This window comes from Pseudoclavibacter sp. JAI123 (assembly GCF_013409665.1).
Lineage (GTDB): Bacteria > Actinomycetota > Actinomycetes > Actinomycetales > Microbacteriaceae > Pseudoclavibacter.
Genome location: NZ_JACCCM010000002.1, coordinates 353,749 through 369,156, shown reverse-complemented (window position 1 = coordinate 369,156; position 15,408 = coordinate 353,749). Strand labels below are relative to the sequence as shown.

The window sequence follows — 15,408 nt, the reverse complement described above, 5'->3', positions numbered from 1 at the left end:
CCGACAGACAACGCCGCGTGACCCGGAGGTCACGCGGCGACGTCTGCTGTGCGCGCGGAGCGCCGGGCGTCTCAGTACCAGTTGTTGGCTTCCGAATGCGCCCAGGCGCCGCACGGGGTGCCGTAGCGGCCCTTGATGTAGTCGATGCCCCAGCGGATCTGCGTCGCGGGGTTGGTGCGCCAGTCGGATCCGTGAGTGGCCATCTTGCTGCCAGGCAGTGACTGCGGGATGCCGTAGGCGCCGGATGACGGGTTCTCGGCGGCGGCGTTCCAGCCGGACTCGCGCTGCCACAGCTTCTCGAGGCACGCGAACTCGCCGGTGCCCCAGCCCATCGACGCGACGATGTCGGCGGCGACGGCCTTCGAAGTGCCGGGATCCGGTGCCACGTAGTCGGGGCTGCTGTACGAAGACGAGGAAGAGGAGGAGGATGACGACGACGAGGAGCTGGACTCCTCTTCCGTTGGCGTCGGGGTGGGAGTCGGAGTCGGCGTCGGCGTGGTCACGACGATGCCGGCCAGGTCGTTGCTGCGCGGTTCAGCGCTCGGGGCTGCGGCGCCCTCGTCAGCAACTGCTTCGTCGTCCTGAGCCTCGACTGCGGAGACGAGGCTGACCTGATACCCCTGGGCACCCGCCGCGGTGAGATCCGCGACGCTCGGCGCGATCGCCAGCGCCGGTGACGCGCCTCCGGCGACGCCAGCCTGCAGGACGGCGGTGAGCGCCAGCGCGCCAACTGCGGTGCTGGCTGCGATGGGGACGATGATCTTCGCCCGTGAGCGTCGTGCGGCTGTCGGACGCGCTGCTCGCGTCGAGCCGGTTCGCTGCAACGTGGTCATTGATCTCCCGGGGTTGGAACTAGGGACTCACCGAGGATAACGGAATGGTTACGGAATGGCAACGAAAGCGACGGCAGCCGCCCGGTCACTCTCGCCCGAGATGCACCAAGGCAGCAGCCTTGGGATGCCTGAGAACGGCCTAGTAGCAGCTCCACTGACCCCAGCCGGCCTTGGCCTGCAGCATCTTCGCGCGCATCGTCTGCTCTTCGACGGAGGCCTCAGATGGGAGGCCTGTCCCGCCAACGGACTGCCAGGTCGGGATCGAGAACTGGTAGAGACCGTAGTAGCCGGCTGGGTTCACCGCGGCCGGGTTGCCGCCGGACTCGCACTGGGCGATGCGGGCAAGCGTCGCATCCACGCTCGGGTCGGAAGAGACGTTCGCCTCTTCGTACGAGCTGCCGCCGGACGAGCTGGTGTTCGGCGACGGCGCCTTGGGTGCAGGAGCTGGCTCCGGCTCTGGCTCCGGCGTGGGGGTCGGTGTCGGCGTGGTCACGACGATGCTCGCGATGTCGCTTGTGCGGGCCTCGGAGGCCTTCGCCTCATCGACTGCGGAGACAAGACTCACGGCGTACCCCTGTGCGCCCGCCACGGTGAGCTCGTCGACGGATGCAACGGAGAGCACCCCGCTCTCGCCATCGTTCTGAGCGCCAAGCTGCACCGTCGCGGTCACGGCGAGGGCCGCGATCGCGAGCCCAGCCAGGGTCGGCACGACAACACGAGCGCCGATGCGACGGCGGAGACCGGCGGGTCGAGAGGCCCGGGTTGAGCCGGTGCGGATATCTGTCGTGGTCATGCGGGTACTCCCAGGTGGTTCGCGTGTGCGCGGTCTTCAACTGCGGCGGTGCTCCGGCCAAGCCGAGCGGCACCCCAGGACTCAGTAGGAGCCGTTGTGCTGGTTCCAGGCTGCGCAGGGGGTGCCCCACGCTCGGTCGATGTAGTCGATCCCCCACTTGATCTGCGTGATCGGGTTCGTCTTCCAGTCGGCACCCATGGTGGCGAGCTTCTCAGCGGGCCAGGACTGGGGGATGCCGTAGGCACCGGATTCGGTGTTCTCGGCCAGGTAGTTCCAGCCGGATTCCTTCATCCAGAGCTTGTCGAGGCAGGACATCTGGTCGGGGCCCCAGCCGTACTGGGACTTGACCATCTCCTCGGTGATCTTCTTGAGCGACGCGGGATCCGTCGGCACGACGTCGATGCTGACTCCCGAGCCCCGGTCGTCGATGGTGGCCCCCTGGGACGCCTCGCCTGAGACGGCCAGGACCGCGTACGCCTGGGCCTGCTCCTGCGAGAGCTCCTGCAGGTTCGGACCGATGGAGGCATCCGCCGAGGCGGTGGCACCGGCGCCCGTGAGCGTCGTCACCGCGATGGCCCCTACTGCGACGACGCCGAGGGCCGCGGACCCGAAGATCGCGGCGCGGCGCTTCGCGCGTTGCTGACGGCGCTGGCGCGCACGCTCTCCGCGCGTTGCAGTGGCTTCCGGCATGGAGCTCCATCCGACGGGTCAAGGGGACCCGGCAATCGTAACGGGAAGGTCACGATTTGACAACGCTCAGGCCAACTGGAGGTGCGAGGGGGTCCTAACGAATCGCCAGCATGACGTCGATGACGGCGTCGATGAGGAGGTCGACCTGCGTCTCCTTGTAGCCGTGGCGCTTCGGAGTGAACGCCACTCCCCTGACCTCGCGCAGCGACATCGCCGTGCCGCCACGCAGGAAGTCGGCGAGCCGACCAGAGAACTCGTCGACCTCCTTGACGTCGTACCCACGCTGCAGAACGGAGACGCGATCGAAGCGCTCACCATCCTCACGGCGGAGTCGCGCCAGCACCGCGCGGGCCGTCGTCTTGGTCTCGCGGAGGAAGACCTCGCGGCCGACACGCTCGATGTGCTCATCACGCTCGCGAATGGCGACCGCGTCTTCGAGGCGCTCGAGCGCCGCATCCACGTGCGGAGCGGAATACCCGCCCTTGCGCATCGTGAACGCCGTGTGGCGGATGCTGCTCGTGGACAGGCGTTTGCCCTGCGTGCCGTTGTCGAAGTTGTCGTAGCGCTGCCGAGCGACGCGGAATGCACGGTCGACCTCTTCGGCGTCGTAGCCGAGGGTGCCACGAGGTGCCAGAGGGAATGAAGTGCTGCTCACGCCGACCATTCTGCCGCATCGTGAGCGAACATGGCGCAGGCTCCCCGGCGGGGCACTACCAGAGCGTCGAGTCGGCGCTCCAGAAATAGAGGGCGAACGCCATGGCACCCGACGGCAGGATCGAGTCGATGCGGTCGAAGAACCCACCGTGACCCGGCAGCCAGGAGCTCATGTCCTTGATCTTCAGGTCGCGCTTGATCATCGACTCCGTGAGATCTCCGGCGGTCGCGGTGATCAGCAGCAGCGGGCCCATGATGAGGCCGAACCACCATTGCTGGTCGAGGAGGAACAGGCTCACGAGGATGCCGACGACCACGGACGTCAGCGCCGCACCCGCGAAGCCCTCCCAGGTCTTCCCGGGGCTGATCTTCGGCGCGAGCTTGTGCTTGCCGAAGTTGAGCCCGAAGACGTACGCGCCGACGTCGACCGCCACGACGATGATGAGGAAGCCGAGCACCCACCATTGGCCGTCTTCCTGAGCTGTCAGGAGCACCGTGAACGAGCCCAGGTACGAGACGTAGATGAGGATCAGCGCCGCGGCGAGGAAATCAGCCCAGACCGCTTTCCGGGGCGGGCGGTCCTTGGAGACGGAGGCTTCGACGAGCCGCCACACGGTGACGACGAACACGCCGACCAGCAGCGCGATCCATTGCCCGACGACCTCGAGGAAGTAGGCGGCGGGGATGATGGCGACCGCCGCGGCCACGAGCGGGATGCGCGGCACGTCACGTCCTGCTCCGCGCATCGCGCTCGCCAGCTCGATCGTCGCGAAGACGACCATGGCGATCGCGAACGGGATGAAGAGCTCTTTGATGAAAATCAGGCTCGACAGCAGCAGCGCGCCGAGCACCACCCCGAACAGCACGGCGAAGGCCAGGTTGCGCCCGCTGCGGGCGTTGATCGCGTCATTGCGCGCGCGCAGCTTGTCGCGTTGCTCTCGCACCTGCGTGCGCGCGTTCTGGGCCCTCGACTCCAGGTCGTGGAGGATGTTCGCGCCGGTGTCACCGAGCCGAGACTGGGAGCGGAGCGGCGCCAGCGGCGGGGCCAGCTCGCCGTCAGAGAGGGTGGGGAGCTCACGAGATGCCATCGGGTCCCCGACGACGGGCTCCGCGTTGCCCTCACCGGCCGCCGGACCGAAGGCGCTTGACGTGTCATGCGCTTCGGGCTCCGTCGCCGAGTCCCGGACCTCCGGGTCCGGACGTTCGCCGGGTTCCACCCCGTCACTCCCAGTCGTCGACACGAGTGATTAGACCTCGAGGAGCTCGGCTTCCTTGTGCTTGGAAGCCTCGTCGATGCGGTCGATGTGCGCCTTCGTGAACGTCTCGAGTTCCTTCTCGCCGCGAGTGATGTCGTCTTCGCCGACCTCATCCTTGAGAGCTTCGAGATCGGTCTTCGCCTTGCGACGGATGTTGCGGACAGCGACGCGAGCTTCCTCCGCCTTGGTCTGCACCAGCTTCACGTACTCCTTGCGACGGTCCGCCGTGAGCTCCGGCATGACGACGCGGATGAGGTTGCCGTCGTTGCTCGGCGTCACGCCGAGGTTCGGGCGGGAGACGATCGCCTTCTCGATCTCCTTCAGCGCCGACTTGTCGTAGGGCGTGATGACCAGCACACGGGCCTCGGGCACCGCGATGGACGCGAGCTGCTCGAGCGGCGTGGCCGTTCCGTAGTAGTCGACGGGGATCTTCGTGAAGAGCTGCGGGTTCGCACGCCCCGTCCGCACCGTGGAGAAGTCTTCCTTCGCGTGGTCGACAGCCTTCGCCATCTTGTCTTTGGTCTCGGTGAGCACGTCGTTGATCACGGGGTGTCCTTTCCAGGGCGTTCTGCATCATCCTACCGAGGTGGCGGGATGCGCACGCTACGCGCGAGGGCGCGGCGCGCTGACGAAATTGTCGCGGGGTGACGGTGTCTGGCGGTCGGCGGCTAGTCGAGGCTCGACGTGACGAGCGTTCCGATGTCCTCGCCCAGGATCGCGCGGGCGATGTTGCCCTCGGGGCTCATGCCGAACACTCGCATGTCCATGCCGTTGTCCATGCAGAGGCTGAAGGCCGTGGAGTCGACGACCTTGAGGCCGCGCTGGAGCGCATCCTGGTACGTGACCGAGTGGAGGAGCTCCGCGGTCTCGTCGCGTCGCGGGTCGGCGGTGTAGACGCCGTCGACGCCGTTCTTCGCAACCAGCACCACGTCTGCGCCGACCTCCAGGGCGCGCTGAGCGGCAACCGTGTCGGTGGAGAAGTACGGGAGGCCCGCACCCGCACCGAAGATGACGACGCGGCCCTTCTCCATGTGGCGCTTCGAGCGCAGCGGGATGTACGGTTCTGCGACCTGGCGCATCTCGATCGCCGACTGGACGCGGGCCGGGGTTCCTGCCTGCTCGATGAAGTCCTGCAGCGCGAGGGCGTTCATGACAGTGCCGAGCATGCCCATGTAGTCGGCTCGTGCGCGGTCCATGCCGGCGTTGGCGAGCTGAGCTCCGCGGAAGAAGTTCCCGCCGCCGACGACGATGGCGACTTCCACGTCGCGTGCGGCAGCGGCGATCTCCTTGGAGATGCTCGTGAGCACCTCGGGATCAACACCCATCTTGCCTGCACCGAACGCTTCGCCAGAGAGCTTGAGGAGAACGCGTCTGCGCGGGGCCTGTGGTGACATGTGTGCTCCTTGTGGGGGTCGCTGATCGTCCACGAGCCTACCTTGTGCCGAGCGGGCGCACGTCTCAGGCGGGCGCCTCCGCCGGTGGCCGGAGACGCGAAACGGGGCCGGATGCTGCTGCATCCGGCCCCGAATTCGTGAACGTCTGGCGTTACGCGCCGACGCGAATGCGACCGAAGTCGACGACGTTGACGTTTGCGGCGTCAGCGATCTTCTTCACGGTCTGCTTGTTGTCGCGAGCGTAGTCCTGCTCGAGGAGCACGATCTGCTTGAAGAAGCCGGTCAGGCGACCTTCGATGATCTTCGGAAGAGCGGCCTCAGGCTTGCCCTCGCTCCGCGAGATCTCCTCGACGATGACCCGCTCCTTGTCGATTGCTTCGGCAGGAACGTCCTCACGAGTGAGGTACTGCGGGTCGAACATCGCGATGTGCTGAGCAATTCCGCGAGCCGTAGCCGCGTCGTCGCCCTCGTACGCCACGACGACGCCGACCTGCGGTGGCAGGTCCTGCGAGGTGCGGTGCAGGTAGATCTCGAAGTTGGCTCCCTTGAGGAGGGCCACCTTGCGGAGCTCCATCTTCTCGCCGAGGATCGCAGCGACGCCGTCGATGGTCTCCTTGACGGTCGTCCCGTCGACGGGGGCGGCAAGCGCCTCCTCGAGGGTCGACGCGCCAGCGGCGGCCACAGCATCGAGCACCTTCTCGGAGAGGGCGATGAACTTGTCGCCCTTCGCCACGAAGTCGGTCTCGGTTGCGAGCTCGATGAGCGTCGCGGTGCCGTTTCCGTTGTCCTTCGCGGCGACGAGGCCTTCACTGGTGGAGCGGTCAGCGCGCTTCGCGTTGCCCTTCGCACCCTTGAGGCGGAGGATCTCGACGGCCTTTTCCTTGTCGCCGTCGGCCTCTTCGAGCGCCTTCTTCGTGTCGACCATGCCAGTACCGAGCTGCTCGCGCAGCTCCTTGACATCAGCGAGGGTGAAGTTAGCCATGTGTGGGGTTCTCCCTAGTGCTTGAAGTTACTTGGACTCTTCGACGGCTTCGACAGCCTCGACCGCTTCAGCGGCCTCGGTTGCCTCTGCGGGCTCAGCTGCTGTCTCGGCCTCAGCGGCTTCGGCAGGTGCCTCGGCGACGGCCTCAGCGGCAGGAGCGTCGCCCTGCAGCAGGTCGCTCTCCCACTCTGCGAGCGGCTCGACCTCGGTCTGACCCTCGGTCGGCTTCTGGTGGCGCTGGATCAGGCCCTCAGCTGCGGCGTCAGCGATGATTCGCGTGAGCAGTGCAACGGAGCGGATGGCGTCGTCGTTGCCCGGGATCGGGTAGTTGACGTCGTCCGGGTCGCAGTTCGTGTCGAGGATCGCGATGACGGGGATGCCGAGCTTCTTGGCCTCGTCGATCGCGAGGTGCTCCTTCTTGGTGTCGACAACCCAGAGCGCCGAAGGCGTCTTCGAGAGGTTGCGGATACCACCGAGCGACTTCTCGAGCTTGTCACGCTCGCGACGCTGGATGAGGAGTTCCTTCTTGGTGAAGCCGCGGGTCGTGTCGTCGAAGTCGACGAGGTCGAGCTCCTTGAGACGGTTGAGGCGCTTCTGGACGGTGCCGAAGTTGGTGAGGAGGCCACCGAGCCAGCGCTGGTTCACGTAGGGCTGGCCCACGCGCGTCGCCTGCTCGGAGATCGATTCCTGTGCCTGCTTCTTCGTGCCGACGAAGAGGATGGTGCCGCCGTGGGCGACCGTCTCCTTGACGAAGTCGAATGCAGCATCGATGTAGCCCAGCGACTGCTGGAGGTCGATGATGTAGATGCCGCTGCGCTCGGTGAAGATGAAGCGCTTCATCTTCGGGTTCCAGCGACGGGTCTGGTGCCCGAAGTGGACGCCGCTGTCGAGCAGCTGGCGAATGGTGACGACTGCCATGGTCGTTCTCCCTTGTGGAATGCGCATTGCTGCGCGCGGTTGTTCTCTGCGACCGGCGGCCGCACAGCCTGGTACCCAACGCGCATCCGCTCTCACACCGCAATGCGAGAGACCGATGGATGCACGCCTCGATGGGCACGCGAAGTCAGCCCGCTGGGCGGGCTGCTGGGCACAGTCTACACACGCGGAGTGTCGCGCGGAACAGCGGGGCACGCTCGACTCCGTTGTTCCCGCGCCTGGGGACAGGTGTCGTCCACAGGCAGCTGACCTCACCCGTCGAGCTGCTTCGTGGGCAAGCACCATGACTGCATGCACCGCCCATCGCCGCTCCGACAGATCACCACCCGCAGGGCCCGGATCCTCCGAGTGCTGTTCATCACGGTGCTCATCGGCAGCACGAACCTGATGACGGCACCGCACGTCTCGGCCGAGCCGGGCGGGTGGCTGTGGCCCGTCGAGGCCTCACCCCAGGTCACGCGCCCGTTTGCACTCGACACCCCGTATGGCCCCGGTCACCGCGGCATCGACATCGCCGCCAAACCCGGGAGCGAGGTCGTCGCCCCGGCGGCAGGGGTCGTCAGGTTCAGCGGCTTCGTCGTCGACCGCCCGGTGCTCTCGATCCAGCATGCCGATGGAGCGCTGACGAGCTACGAGCCGGTCGTCTCCGACCTCCACCCGGGGGCTCCGGTCCTGGCCGGGCAGCGCATCGGCACGCTCAGTCCCGATCACCGACATACGCCGGAGGGCGCACTGCACGTGGGGCTGCGCCAGGAGGGCGCATACCTCGACCCCGCGCCGTACTTCGACGCCCTCCGTCCGAGGGCCGCAGTCCTGCTCCCCCTCTACCGGTGAACAGCCGGTGACCACACCATCTCCACCAGAAAGGCACCACATGTCTCTCCTTCCTCGACGCCGCTCACGAACCGCGGACGGCACTTCCCCAGGCCTACATCGAACTGCGCGCGGCCTCCTGGCCCGCCTGTCGCGAGCCGGAGCGGGAATCGCCATGCTCGCGATGGCCGCGACCTTCCTCCTCTTCTCCGGGGCGCAGTCGGCAAGCGCGGCGGGCTACGGCCCGGGCTTCGACGACGCTCAGAACGGCGGGCAGGGGCGGATCGGCGCCTACAGCTTCGAGGGACGCAACGTGTACTGCCTGCAGCCGTGGCTCCCACGCCCGCTTGACGAGACCACGAAAGGTGATGTGGTGGACGGCCAGCAGTTCCAGATGAACGATGACAGCACCGCGCGGGTGAACTGGGCGATCTCCACGCACGGGCAATCCGCTGACCCCGTCGTGACGAGCGCCGTCGCGATGTTCGTCTGGTCGCTCGCCGCCCCGGACAGCTACGCCAGCCACGGGACGAGCGGAGACGAGCACTACCTCGGACGAGTACCCGCGGACCGGAGGGGCGAGGTCAGCAGCACGCTCGCGACCATCCGTGAGGGGGCGACGAAGGTCGGAGCGCGAGTACTCGCGAACCACTCGGGGAGCCTGCAGTTCACCACCGACGCCGCCGATGCCAAGAAGGGCACCGTCACGCTGTCATCAGACCTCTCGGGCGCCACCGGCACGGTGGTGCTCTCAGGCGCGACCTTCGCGTCCACGGCAACCGACACCGCGACGCTCACCGTCGGGGAAGCATCACCGATCGTGGTCGCGCCCGCCGGCTTCGAGCGGGGCCCCGTCACGGTCAGCGCGACGGCGAAGGTCACCGCGCCGTCGGAACCATGGGCCGCGAAGATCCTGCTGCTCCACACCCCGGGCGCGCAGCTGCTCGGGAGCAGCGGAGGCACGGTCCCCGGCGAGTTCACCGTAGTGGGCCAGGACCGCGTGCCCCGAGTGCCGACGCCTGCCCCGACACCGACAGCGACAGCGACAGCGACAGCGACAGCGACAGCGACAGCGACAGCCTCGCCGACCCCGACCCCGACCCCGACGCGCACGGCCGCTCCCCCGCGCATCCCGAGCCCAACGCCGTCCGTGACGGCACCACCCACGCAGGCTCCGACGCAGGCACCGACCACGACGCCGACGCCGACCCCCATCCCAACAGCTGCGCCGAGCATCACGCCGACGCCCAGCAGCAGTCCGATCATGACGCCACCGCCCGCCTCGCCTGCTCCGTCGACGACAACGCCGACGGCGAAGCCGCCAGCACCCGACACGCAGACCCCAGCGCCCACCAGGACGCCCGCACCTCAGACCACCACAGACGCGGGCACACCGCCGAGCACACCCGCCGCACCGACGCCGAGCGCAAGCACTTCGCAGAGCCCGACAGCGAGCGCAACCGCGACATCGACATCGACATCGACATCGACCGCGGTACCACCGAACACCCCGTCCACGTCCACGCCCACGCCGGCGGGCACGGCGGCTGCAGGACCGACACCGCCGACGAGCCCCCAGCCGGAGGCACTCGCCCAGACCGGGGCAACGGCCGTGAGCTGGCCGCTCCTCCTCGGCGGCGGTGCACTTGTCATCGGCGCGCTCGCCCTGGCCTGGGGATTCCTGAGTCGACGACGCCAGGCCTGACACCCCTCTCGAGGACGGCCGAACGGACGCGCTCGAGGGGCCCGAACCCACGCCAGCCAAGCGAACAGACCGCGGGCCCAGCCCGGGAAAGGAGCCGCCATACCCAGGATGAGATGCACACCCGCGCATGCGCGCCGCGACGGACAAACCCAGCCGTCGCGGCGACGCGCACGCCCCACCCCGGCGCACTCACTCATCAGGACCCGCGGACGGCAGCCCCAGGACCGCGGACGACAGACCACAGACGGAGACCCAGACCCGGATCCGGACCCGGACCCGGACCTGGCCTCAGACGCGAACCCGAACGGCGTCGTCATCTGAGCACAAGCCCCGCCGGCCCGGCCGTTCAGGCTCGTGGATGCGCCTGCACGTACGACGCCCTCAGCCGATCGGCCGAGACGTGCGTGTAGATCTGCGTCGTCCCGAGATCAGAGTGACCGAGGATCTCCTGCACGGCCCGCAGGTCGGCTCCCCCGTCAAGCAGATGTGTCGCCGCCGTGTGTCGGAACGTGTGCGGGCCAGACGGCCCCCCGCCGGGCGCGGCCCCGAGCACCTCCCGGGAAAGGGCGTACACCGTGCGAGCATCCATTCGCCCACCGCGCACACCCAAGAACAGGGCCCCGCCAGACTGAGGCTGCTCCAGCAACGGTCGACCAGACGAGAGCCACCCATCGATCGCCTTCGCGGCGTGAGCGCCGAAGGGGACAACACGCTCCTTGTCCCCCTTCCCGACGACCCTGACGACCCGCCGACCGAGATCGACGGCGCCGACGTCCAGCGAACAGCACTCCGAGACGCGGATGCCGGACGCGTAGAGCAGCTCGATGATCGCGAGGTCACGCACCTCAACAGGGTCACCGCTCGACGCGCGATCCGCGAGCGCATCGAGGATGCCCCGCATCCCCTCTGCCGACACCACCCGAGGCAGAGTCGAGCCAGCCTTCGGGCTCTTCAGGCGACGAGCAGAGTCCGCACCGCGGCCCGTCTCCTCGAGCCACGACGTGAACCCCCGGAACGAGGCCGCCATCCGAGCAAGGCTCGACGCAGCCTTGCCCGCCTGCGTCTGCTGCCACAACACGTCGCGGAAGACCTCCAGCGTGAGCCCATCCAAGGCATCCACACCCTGGTGCTCGCACGAGTCGAGCAGCAGACTCAGATCGCTGGCATACGCCTGGACCGTCCGAGGGGACAACCCGCGCTCGGCGCGCAGCGAACGCAGGTACGTGTCGACCGCATGCGAGAGCTCCTGCATGGCGACCATCGTAGGTCGCCACCCGGAGAGCTGGCGGCGACCCGGACAACTCCTACGGCTTGGCGTGCGCCGGTTCGGACGGGCTGGATCCCTGATGCACCGATGCATCCCGCGCCGAAGCGGCGTGCGCCGGTTTCGCGTGCGCCGGGTGCCCGCCGCCGAGGGCCCCCTTGCTCGGCCACCAGAAGCGGTCCCCCGTCAGGAACGCAAGCGCGGGCACGATCACCGTGCGCACCAGCAGGGTGTCCAGCAGGACACCGACGCAGACGATGATGCCGATCTGGGTGAGCGTGATGAGCGGCAGCACACCGAGCGCGGCGAAGACCGCGGCCAGCAGGATCCCGGCGCTCGTGATAACCCCGCCCGTCGCCGACAGGGAGCGGATCATGCCATCCCTCGTGCCGTGCTTCGCGGCCTCCTCGCGTGCCCTCGTCACGAGGAAGATGTTGTAGTCGACACCGAGGGCGACGAGGAACAGGAAGCTGAACAGCAGCACGGACGTGTCGAGGGCCGGGAAGCCGAAGACGTTGGTGAACAGGAGCCAGCTCGCCCCAACTGAGGCGAAGAACGAGCCGACGACGGTCAGCAGGAGCAGAATCGGCGCCACCAGAGAGCGCAGCAGCAGCAGGAGCACGACGAAGACGACGGCGAGGATCAACGGGAACAGCAGGAGCTGGTCGCGGTCCTGGGCGGCCTGCTCGTCAAGCGCCTGCGCGTCGAGCCCTCCCACGATGGCCCCCGCCCCGTCGACCTGTGACAGCTCGGCGCGCAACCGTTCAACCGTGGCGAGCGCTTCCTCGGTCTCCGCAGGAGACGAGAGGCCGACGTCGATGCGCGTCAGAGTTCCATTGGAATCGCCCACCGCCGCCGACGCGACGCCCTCGATCTCAGCAGCTCGCTGCGCCACCGCCTCCGCCTGGTCAGCCTTCGAGACGACGATCGCGGGGGCTCCAGCCAGGTCGGGGAAGTGGTCGTTGAGCAGCTCCTGACCGACAACCGCCTCCGGTGTCGACGTGAAGCGCTCCGTCTGCGCGAGGCCGACCTTGATGCTCGGCGCGATGGCCGCGAGCGCGATGAGCACGACGATTCCTGCTCCAGCCACGATGGCCGGACGCTTCGAGACGCCCGTGCCGAGCTTGAACCAGAATCCCTTGCCGTGCTGGTCGTCGCCGACTCGAGGCACCACCGGCCAGAAGATCCCTCGGGGGAACAGCACGAGCGTCGCTGGCAGGAGCGCGAGCGCGAAGGCCATCGCCACGACCACTCCGATGGCGCAGGCCAGGCCGAGCACGACGTTGCCGCCGAGCGAGGCGAAGAGCAGCGTCGCCAGGCTCAGCGCGACAGTGCCACCGCTGGCGATGATGGCGGGACCGGCTCCGCGAAGCGCCGTTGCCATGGCCTCGCGCCGGTCTTCCGAGACGCGGAGCTCGTCGCGGTACCTGGCGATGAGAAGGAGGGCGTAGTTCGTGCCAGCGCCGAAGACGAGCACCGACAGGATGCCCTTGATCGATGCATCCATCGTCAGATCGAAGGCGCCAACGATGCGGGTCGAGACGATCCCCGCGACGCCATCGGCGAGACCGACGACGGAGAGCGGGATGAGCCAGAGCACCGGGCTGCGGTAGGTGACGATGAGGAGGAAGGCCACGACGAGCACGGTGACGGTGAGCAGCGTGAAGTTGGCGCCCTCGAAGACGGCTGCGATGTCGACGGCGAAGCCCTCGGGCCCGGTCATGACCGGGACCAGGCCATCTGGGAGTCCGTCTGCCGCTGCGGCGCGGAGCGCTTCGGCCCGCGCGGACTGCGCTTCCACGTCGCTCGTGGCGTCCAGGGGCACCGTGAGGATCATGGCCTCGCCGTCTTCGGCCGGGAAGGCGGGCGGCAGAGCCTCGACTCCGGCCGCTTCGGCGATGCCGGGGCTGGCCGCGGCGACGGCGGCGAGGTCGTCGGGCGTGAGCGCTTCGCCCTCACGATGGAACACGAACAGCGCGGCCGAGCTGTCCTCGGTCTCGAAGGATGCGAGCGCCTCCTCCACCTTCGCCGACTCGGCGGATGCGGGCAGGTCACCCGCCGGTGCCACGTCTCCGCTCTCGCCCGAGCCCCAGAAGAAAGCGAGGCCGCTGAGGGCGACGAAGACGACGATGACGATCGCACCACTCGCCTTGCCGGTGATGAATCGAATGATCCCGCCCATGGTCGAACCGCCTAAATCCACTAGTAATCAATTTGCTTAGCTAACTTAGCGCTAGGATGGATGTCATGCAATCCGGGGATGAGCGGGGTCGCGTGTTTCCGCGCGTCCATGAGTCGACGGCGCTGCTGCGCGAGATCCTCACGATCTCGGACGAGTACGAGGTGGTCGTCGCGAAGGAACTCGACGTGAATCACACCGATCTGGTCGCCATGCAGCACCTCATCTCGTCGGGTCATCTCACGCCGTCCGACATAGCTCGGAGGCTGGGCATCACGACTGCCGCGGTGACCGTCGTGGTCGATCGGCTCGTGAAGGCGGGGCACGTGCGCCGGGAGCCGAACCCGAGCGACCGTCGCGGTGTGCTCGTCGTGCCGGATGAGGGGTCGACGGCGAAGGCTCGCGGCCTGCTCGCGCCGATGATCATGGACATCGACTCGGTTGCCCAGGAGTTCGATGAAGGCGAGCGCGAGGTCATCGTCCGCTACCTGCAGGGCGTCGTGTCGAGCTACCGCGAGCACCTGCAGCCGCCGCGCTGACCACGACTGCCCGGGGGCCGGGGGCATCCGACGCCCCGTCATCACCTCGTGTTCGGCGCTTTCACCCATCCGGCGGGCGTCTCGCGAGCGAGCTGATGCATCTCGAGCTCGGCGAGCCCCGCGGCGGTCTCGGCTGTGGTGAGCCCGGCCGAAGAGCCGACGGCGTCGATGCGCTGCGGTCTTGCGACTCGCAGTGCGTCTTTCGCGCGAACGGCGTTGGAGGAGAGTCGCTCGCTGACGTCCGCGACTGAGCCGCGCTCCCCTGGCCACGAAGCGCCGTCCGGCAGCGCCAGCTCAGGTGTCTGGCTCTGTCCGAGCATCTCGACGATGTCGTCGACGGAGGTGATGAGCGTCGCGTCCGTTTCTCGGAGCAGACGATGGCAGCCCACGGATGCCGCGCTCGTGACGGGGCCGGGCACCGCACCGAGTGGTCGTCCGAGTGTGAGCGTGTGGGCGGCCGTGTTGGCGGCACCAGAGCGACGGCCCGCCTCGACCACGACCGTGCCGGAGGCGAGGGCGCTGATGATCCGGTTGCGTTGGAGGAACCTCCACCGGGTGGGCGCCTGGCCGACCGGCAGCTCCGAGACCAGCGCACCCTGCGCGATGATGCGCTCGAGCAGCGCACGGTTGCCCTGCGGGTAGAGCCGATCCGGGCCGCCCGCCAGCACCGCGACCGTCGTGGCGTCTTCCGCGAGCGCGACGCGGTGAGCGACTGCGTCGATGCCGTACGCCCCGCCGGAGACGAGCGCGTAGCCGCGGTTCGCGAGCCCGCTCGCGAGCCGCACGGTGACTTCTTCGCCGTACGTGGTCGAGGCTCGGGCTCCGACGAGGGCCACTGAGGGGGCGAGCTGGCGAAGGGTGTCGACGGAGCCGCGCACCCAGAGCGCGCACGGGGCATGCGGTCCGAGGTCATCGAGCTGCGTCGGCCACTCCGGGTCGCCCGGAAGCACGGCCAGCACTCCGAGTTTCGCGGAGTTTCGCAAGATGGCCAAGGTCCGGTCGATATCGAGGCGATCTCGCCATCGCTCGAGGGCGGAGGCGAGGTCGGCGAGTGGGATCCCTGCCCCGGATCCGCGCTCCCTGGCACGCTGCAGCAGCGCACCCGAGGTGACGGCGTCGAGAGCCGCGACTGGCCCGAGCGCTCCGAGGAGGAGCCCCGCAGTGGCGTCGCCTGGTTCGACGGTGCACGACCAGGCGAGTTGCGCGATGCGGGCTCGCACCTCGTCGTCCCTCGTCGCGTCGGTGCCAGGCCTGGTCACCCCCGAGAGCGCCGCGCGCATCTGGTCGACGTCGGGCCGACCGTGACGGGGCCCTTCCGCGGCTGCGGAGGACTGGTGGGTGCCTGGTTCGAACGGTGTGTGCACGGCGAG

General features: G+C 68.3%; 15 protein-coding genes. 3 read left to right on the top strand and 12 right to left on the bottom strand.

Translation table 11 applies throughout. From position 1 onward, the window contains the following. Positions 1–71: 71 nt before the first annotated feature. From HDC34_RS13900 to rpsB, 9 genes are all read right to left on the bottom strand, one after another. Positions 72–833, bottom strand: coding sequence for a lytic transglycosylase domain-containing protein (locus HDC34_RS13900; protein WP_179557432.1), 762 nt, complete (start codon positions 831–833; stop codon positions 72–74). A 139-nt stretch (positions 834–972) separates the two neighbouring features. Further along, positions 973–1,626, bottom strand: coding sequence for a transglycosylase family protein (locus tag HDC34_RS13895; RefSeq protein ID WP_179557431.1), 654 nt, complete (start codon positions 1,624–1,626; stop codon positions 973–975). A gap of 81 nt (positions 1,627–1,707) precedes the next feature. Then, the gene (locus tag HDC34_RS13890) at positions 1,708–2,316 is read right to left on the bottom strand and encodes a hypothetical protein (protein WP_104311348.1); all 609 of its coding nucleotides are present in this window, start codon (positions 2,314–2,316) and stop codon (positions 1,708–1,710) included. A 94-nt stretch (positions 2,317–2,410) separates the two neighbouring features. Beyond that, the gene (locus HDC34_RS13885; protein WP_244296327.1) at positions 2,411–2,971 is read right to left on the bottom strand and encodes a DivIVA domain-containing protein; all 561 of its coding nucleotides are present in this window, start codon (positions 2,969–2,971) and stop codon (positions 2,411–2,413) included. Positions 2,972–3,026: 55 nt separating this feature from the next. Further along, positions 3,027–4,187, bottom strand: a complete 1,161-nt coding sequence (locus HDC34_RS13880) for a phosphatidate cytidylyltransferase (RefSeq protein ID WP_308807350.1) — start codon at positions 4,185–4,187, stop codon at positions 3,027–3,029. Between the two features lie 30 nt (positions 4,188–4,217). After that, the gene (gene frr, locus HDC34_RS13875; RefSeq protein ID WP_104253187.1) at positions 4,218–4,772 is read right to left on the bottom strand and encodes a ribosome recycling factor; all 555 of its coding nucleotides are present in this window, start codon (positions 4,770–4,772) and stop codon (positions 4,218–4,220) included. A gap of 122 nt (positions 4,773–4,894) precedes the next feature. Beyond that, positions 4,895–5,620 carry a UMP kinase gene (gene pyrH / locus HDC34_RS13870; RefSeq protein ID WP_104253188.1) on the bottom strand — a complete coding sequence of 242 codons (726 nt, stop codon included), beginning with the start codon at positions 5,618–5,620 and terminating at the stop codon, positions 4,895–4,897. A gap of 151 nt (positions 5,621–5,771) precedes the next feature. Then, positions 5,772–6,602 (bottom strand): translation elongation factor Ts, encoded by an 831-nt coding sequence (gene tsf, locus HDC34_RS13865; protein ID WP_104311347.1) that lies wholly within the window; start codon positions 6,600–6,602, stop codon positions 5,772–5,774. A 27-nt stretch (positions 6,603–6,629) separates the two neighbouring features. Then, the gene (rpsB, locus tag HDC34_RS13860; RefSeq protein ID WP_179557430.1) at positions 6,630–7,520 is read right to left on the bottom strand and encodes a 30S ribosomal protein S2; all 891 of its coding nucleotides are present in this window, start codon (positions 7,518–7,520) and stop codon (positions 6,630–6,632) included. A 309-nt stretch (positions 7,521–7,829) separates the two neighbouring features. Between rpsB and HDC34_RS13855 the strand changes: the two genes are divergently transcribed. Both HDC34_RS13855 and HDC34_RS13850 read left to right on the top strand, forming a co-directional pair. Then, positions 7,830–8,372, top strand: a complete 543-nt coding sequence (locus HDC34_RS13855) for a murein hydrolase activator EnvC (protein WP_179557429.1) — start codon at positions 7,830–7,832, stop codon at positions 8,370–8,372. Between the two features lie 154 nt (positions 8,373–8,526). Next, complete coding sequence (locus HDC34_RS13850; protein WP_179557428.1) at positions 8,527–10,056, top strand: LPXTG cell wall anchor domain-containing protein; 1,530 nt, start codon at positions 8,527–8,529, stop codon at positions 10,054–10,056. A gap of 346 nt (positions 10,057–10,402) precedes the next feature. Here HDC34_RS13850 and HDC34_RS13845 read toward each other — a convergent pair whose 3' ends face one another. Beyond that, positions 10,403–11,308 (bottom strand): tyrosine recombinase XerC, encoded by a 906-nt coding sequence (locus HDC34_RS13845; protein WP_104311344.1) that lies wholly within the window; start codon positions 11,306–11,308, stop codon positions 10,403–10,405. Between the two features lie 52 nt (positions 11,309–11,360). Next, positions 11,361–13,502, bottom strand: a complete 2,142-nt coding sequence (locus tag HDC34_RS13840; RefSeq protein ID WP_179557427.1) for an MMPL family transporter — start codon at positions 13,500–13,502, stop codon at positions 11,361–11,363. A 65-nt stretch (positions 13,503–13,567) separates the two neighbouring features. Here HDC34_RS13840 and HDC34_RS13835 point away from each other — a divergent pair, with 65 nt between their 5' ends. Further along, on the top strand, positions 13,568–14,038 hold the full coding sequence (locus tag HDC34_RS13835; RefSeq protein WP_179557426.1) for a MarR family winged helix-turn-helix transcriptional regulator: 471 nt from the start codon (positions 13,568–13,570) through the stop codon (positions 14,036–14,038). A gap of 41 nt (positions 14,039–14,079) precedes the next feature. Here the strand turns inward: HDC34_RS13835 and dprA are convergent, their stop codons facing one another. Continuing rightward, entirely contained in the window at positions 14,080–15,402 is a 1,323-nt protein-coding gene (gene dprA / locus HDC34_RS13830; protein ID WP_308807349.1) for a DNA-processing protein DprA, read from the bottom strand. Positions 15,403–15,408 lie beyond the last annotated feature (6 nt).

Excerpts from the sequence above, each read along its gene's own strand:
- HDC34_RS13900 (WP_179557432.1), bottom strand. The coding sequence starts at position 833 with ATGACCACGTTGCAGCGAACCGGCTCGACGCGAGCAGCGCGTCCGACA.
- HDC34_RS13895 (WP_179557431.1), bottom strand. The coding sequence starts at position 1,626 with ATGACCACGACAGATATCCGCACCGGCTCAACCCGGGCCTCTCGACCC.
- HDC34_RS13890 (WP_104311348.1), bottom strand. The coding sequence starts at position 2,316 with ATGCCGGAAGCCACTGCAACGCGCGGAGAGCGTGCGCGCCAGCGCCGT.
- pyrH (WP_104253188.1), bottom strand. The coding sequence starts at position 5,620 with ATGTCACCACAGGCCCCGCGCAGACGCGTTCTCCTCAAGCTCTCTGGC.
- tsf (WP_104311347.1), bottom strand. The coding sequence starts at position 6,602 with ATGGCTAACTTCACCCTCGCTGATGTCAAGGAGCTGCGCGAGCAGCTC.
- rpsB (WP_179557430.1), bottom strand. The coding sequence starts at position 7,520 with ATGGCAGTCGTCACCATTCGCCAGCTGCTCGACAGCGGCGTCCACTTC.
- HDC34_RS13855 (WP_179557429.1), top strand. The coding sequence starts at position 7,830 with ATGCACCGCCCATCGCCGCTCCGACAGATCACCACCCGCAGGGCCCGG.
- HDC34_RS13850 (WP_179557428.1), top strand. The coding sequence starts at position 8,527 with ATGCTCGCGATGGCCGCGACCTTCCTCCTCTTCTCCGGGGCGCAGTCG.
- HDC34_RS13845 (WP_104311344.1), bottom strand. The coding sequence starts at position 11,308 with ATGCAGGAGCTCTCGCATGCGGTCGACACGTACCTGCGTTCGCTGCGC.
- HDC34_RS13840 (WP_179557427.1), bottom strand. The coding sequence starts at position 13,502 with ATGGGCGGGATCATTCGATTCATCACCGGCAAGGCGAGTGGTGCGATC.
- HDC34_RS13835 (WP_179557426.1), top strand. The coding sequence starts at position 13,568 with ATGCAATCCGGGGATGAGCGGGGTCGCGTGTTTCCGCGCGTCCATGAG.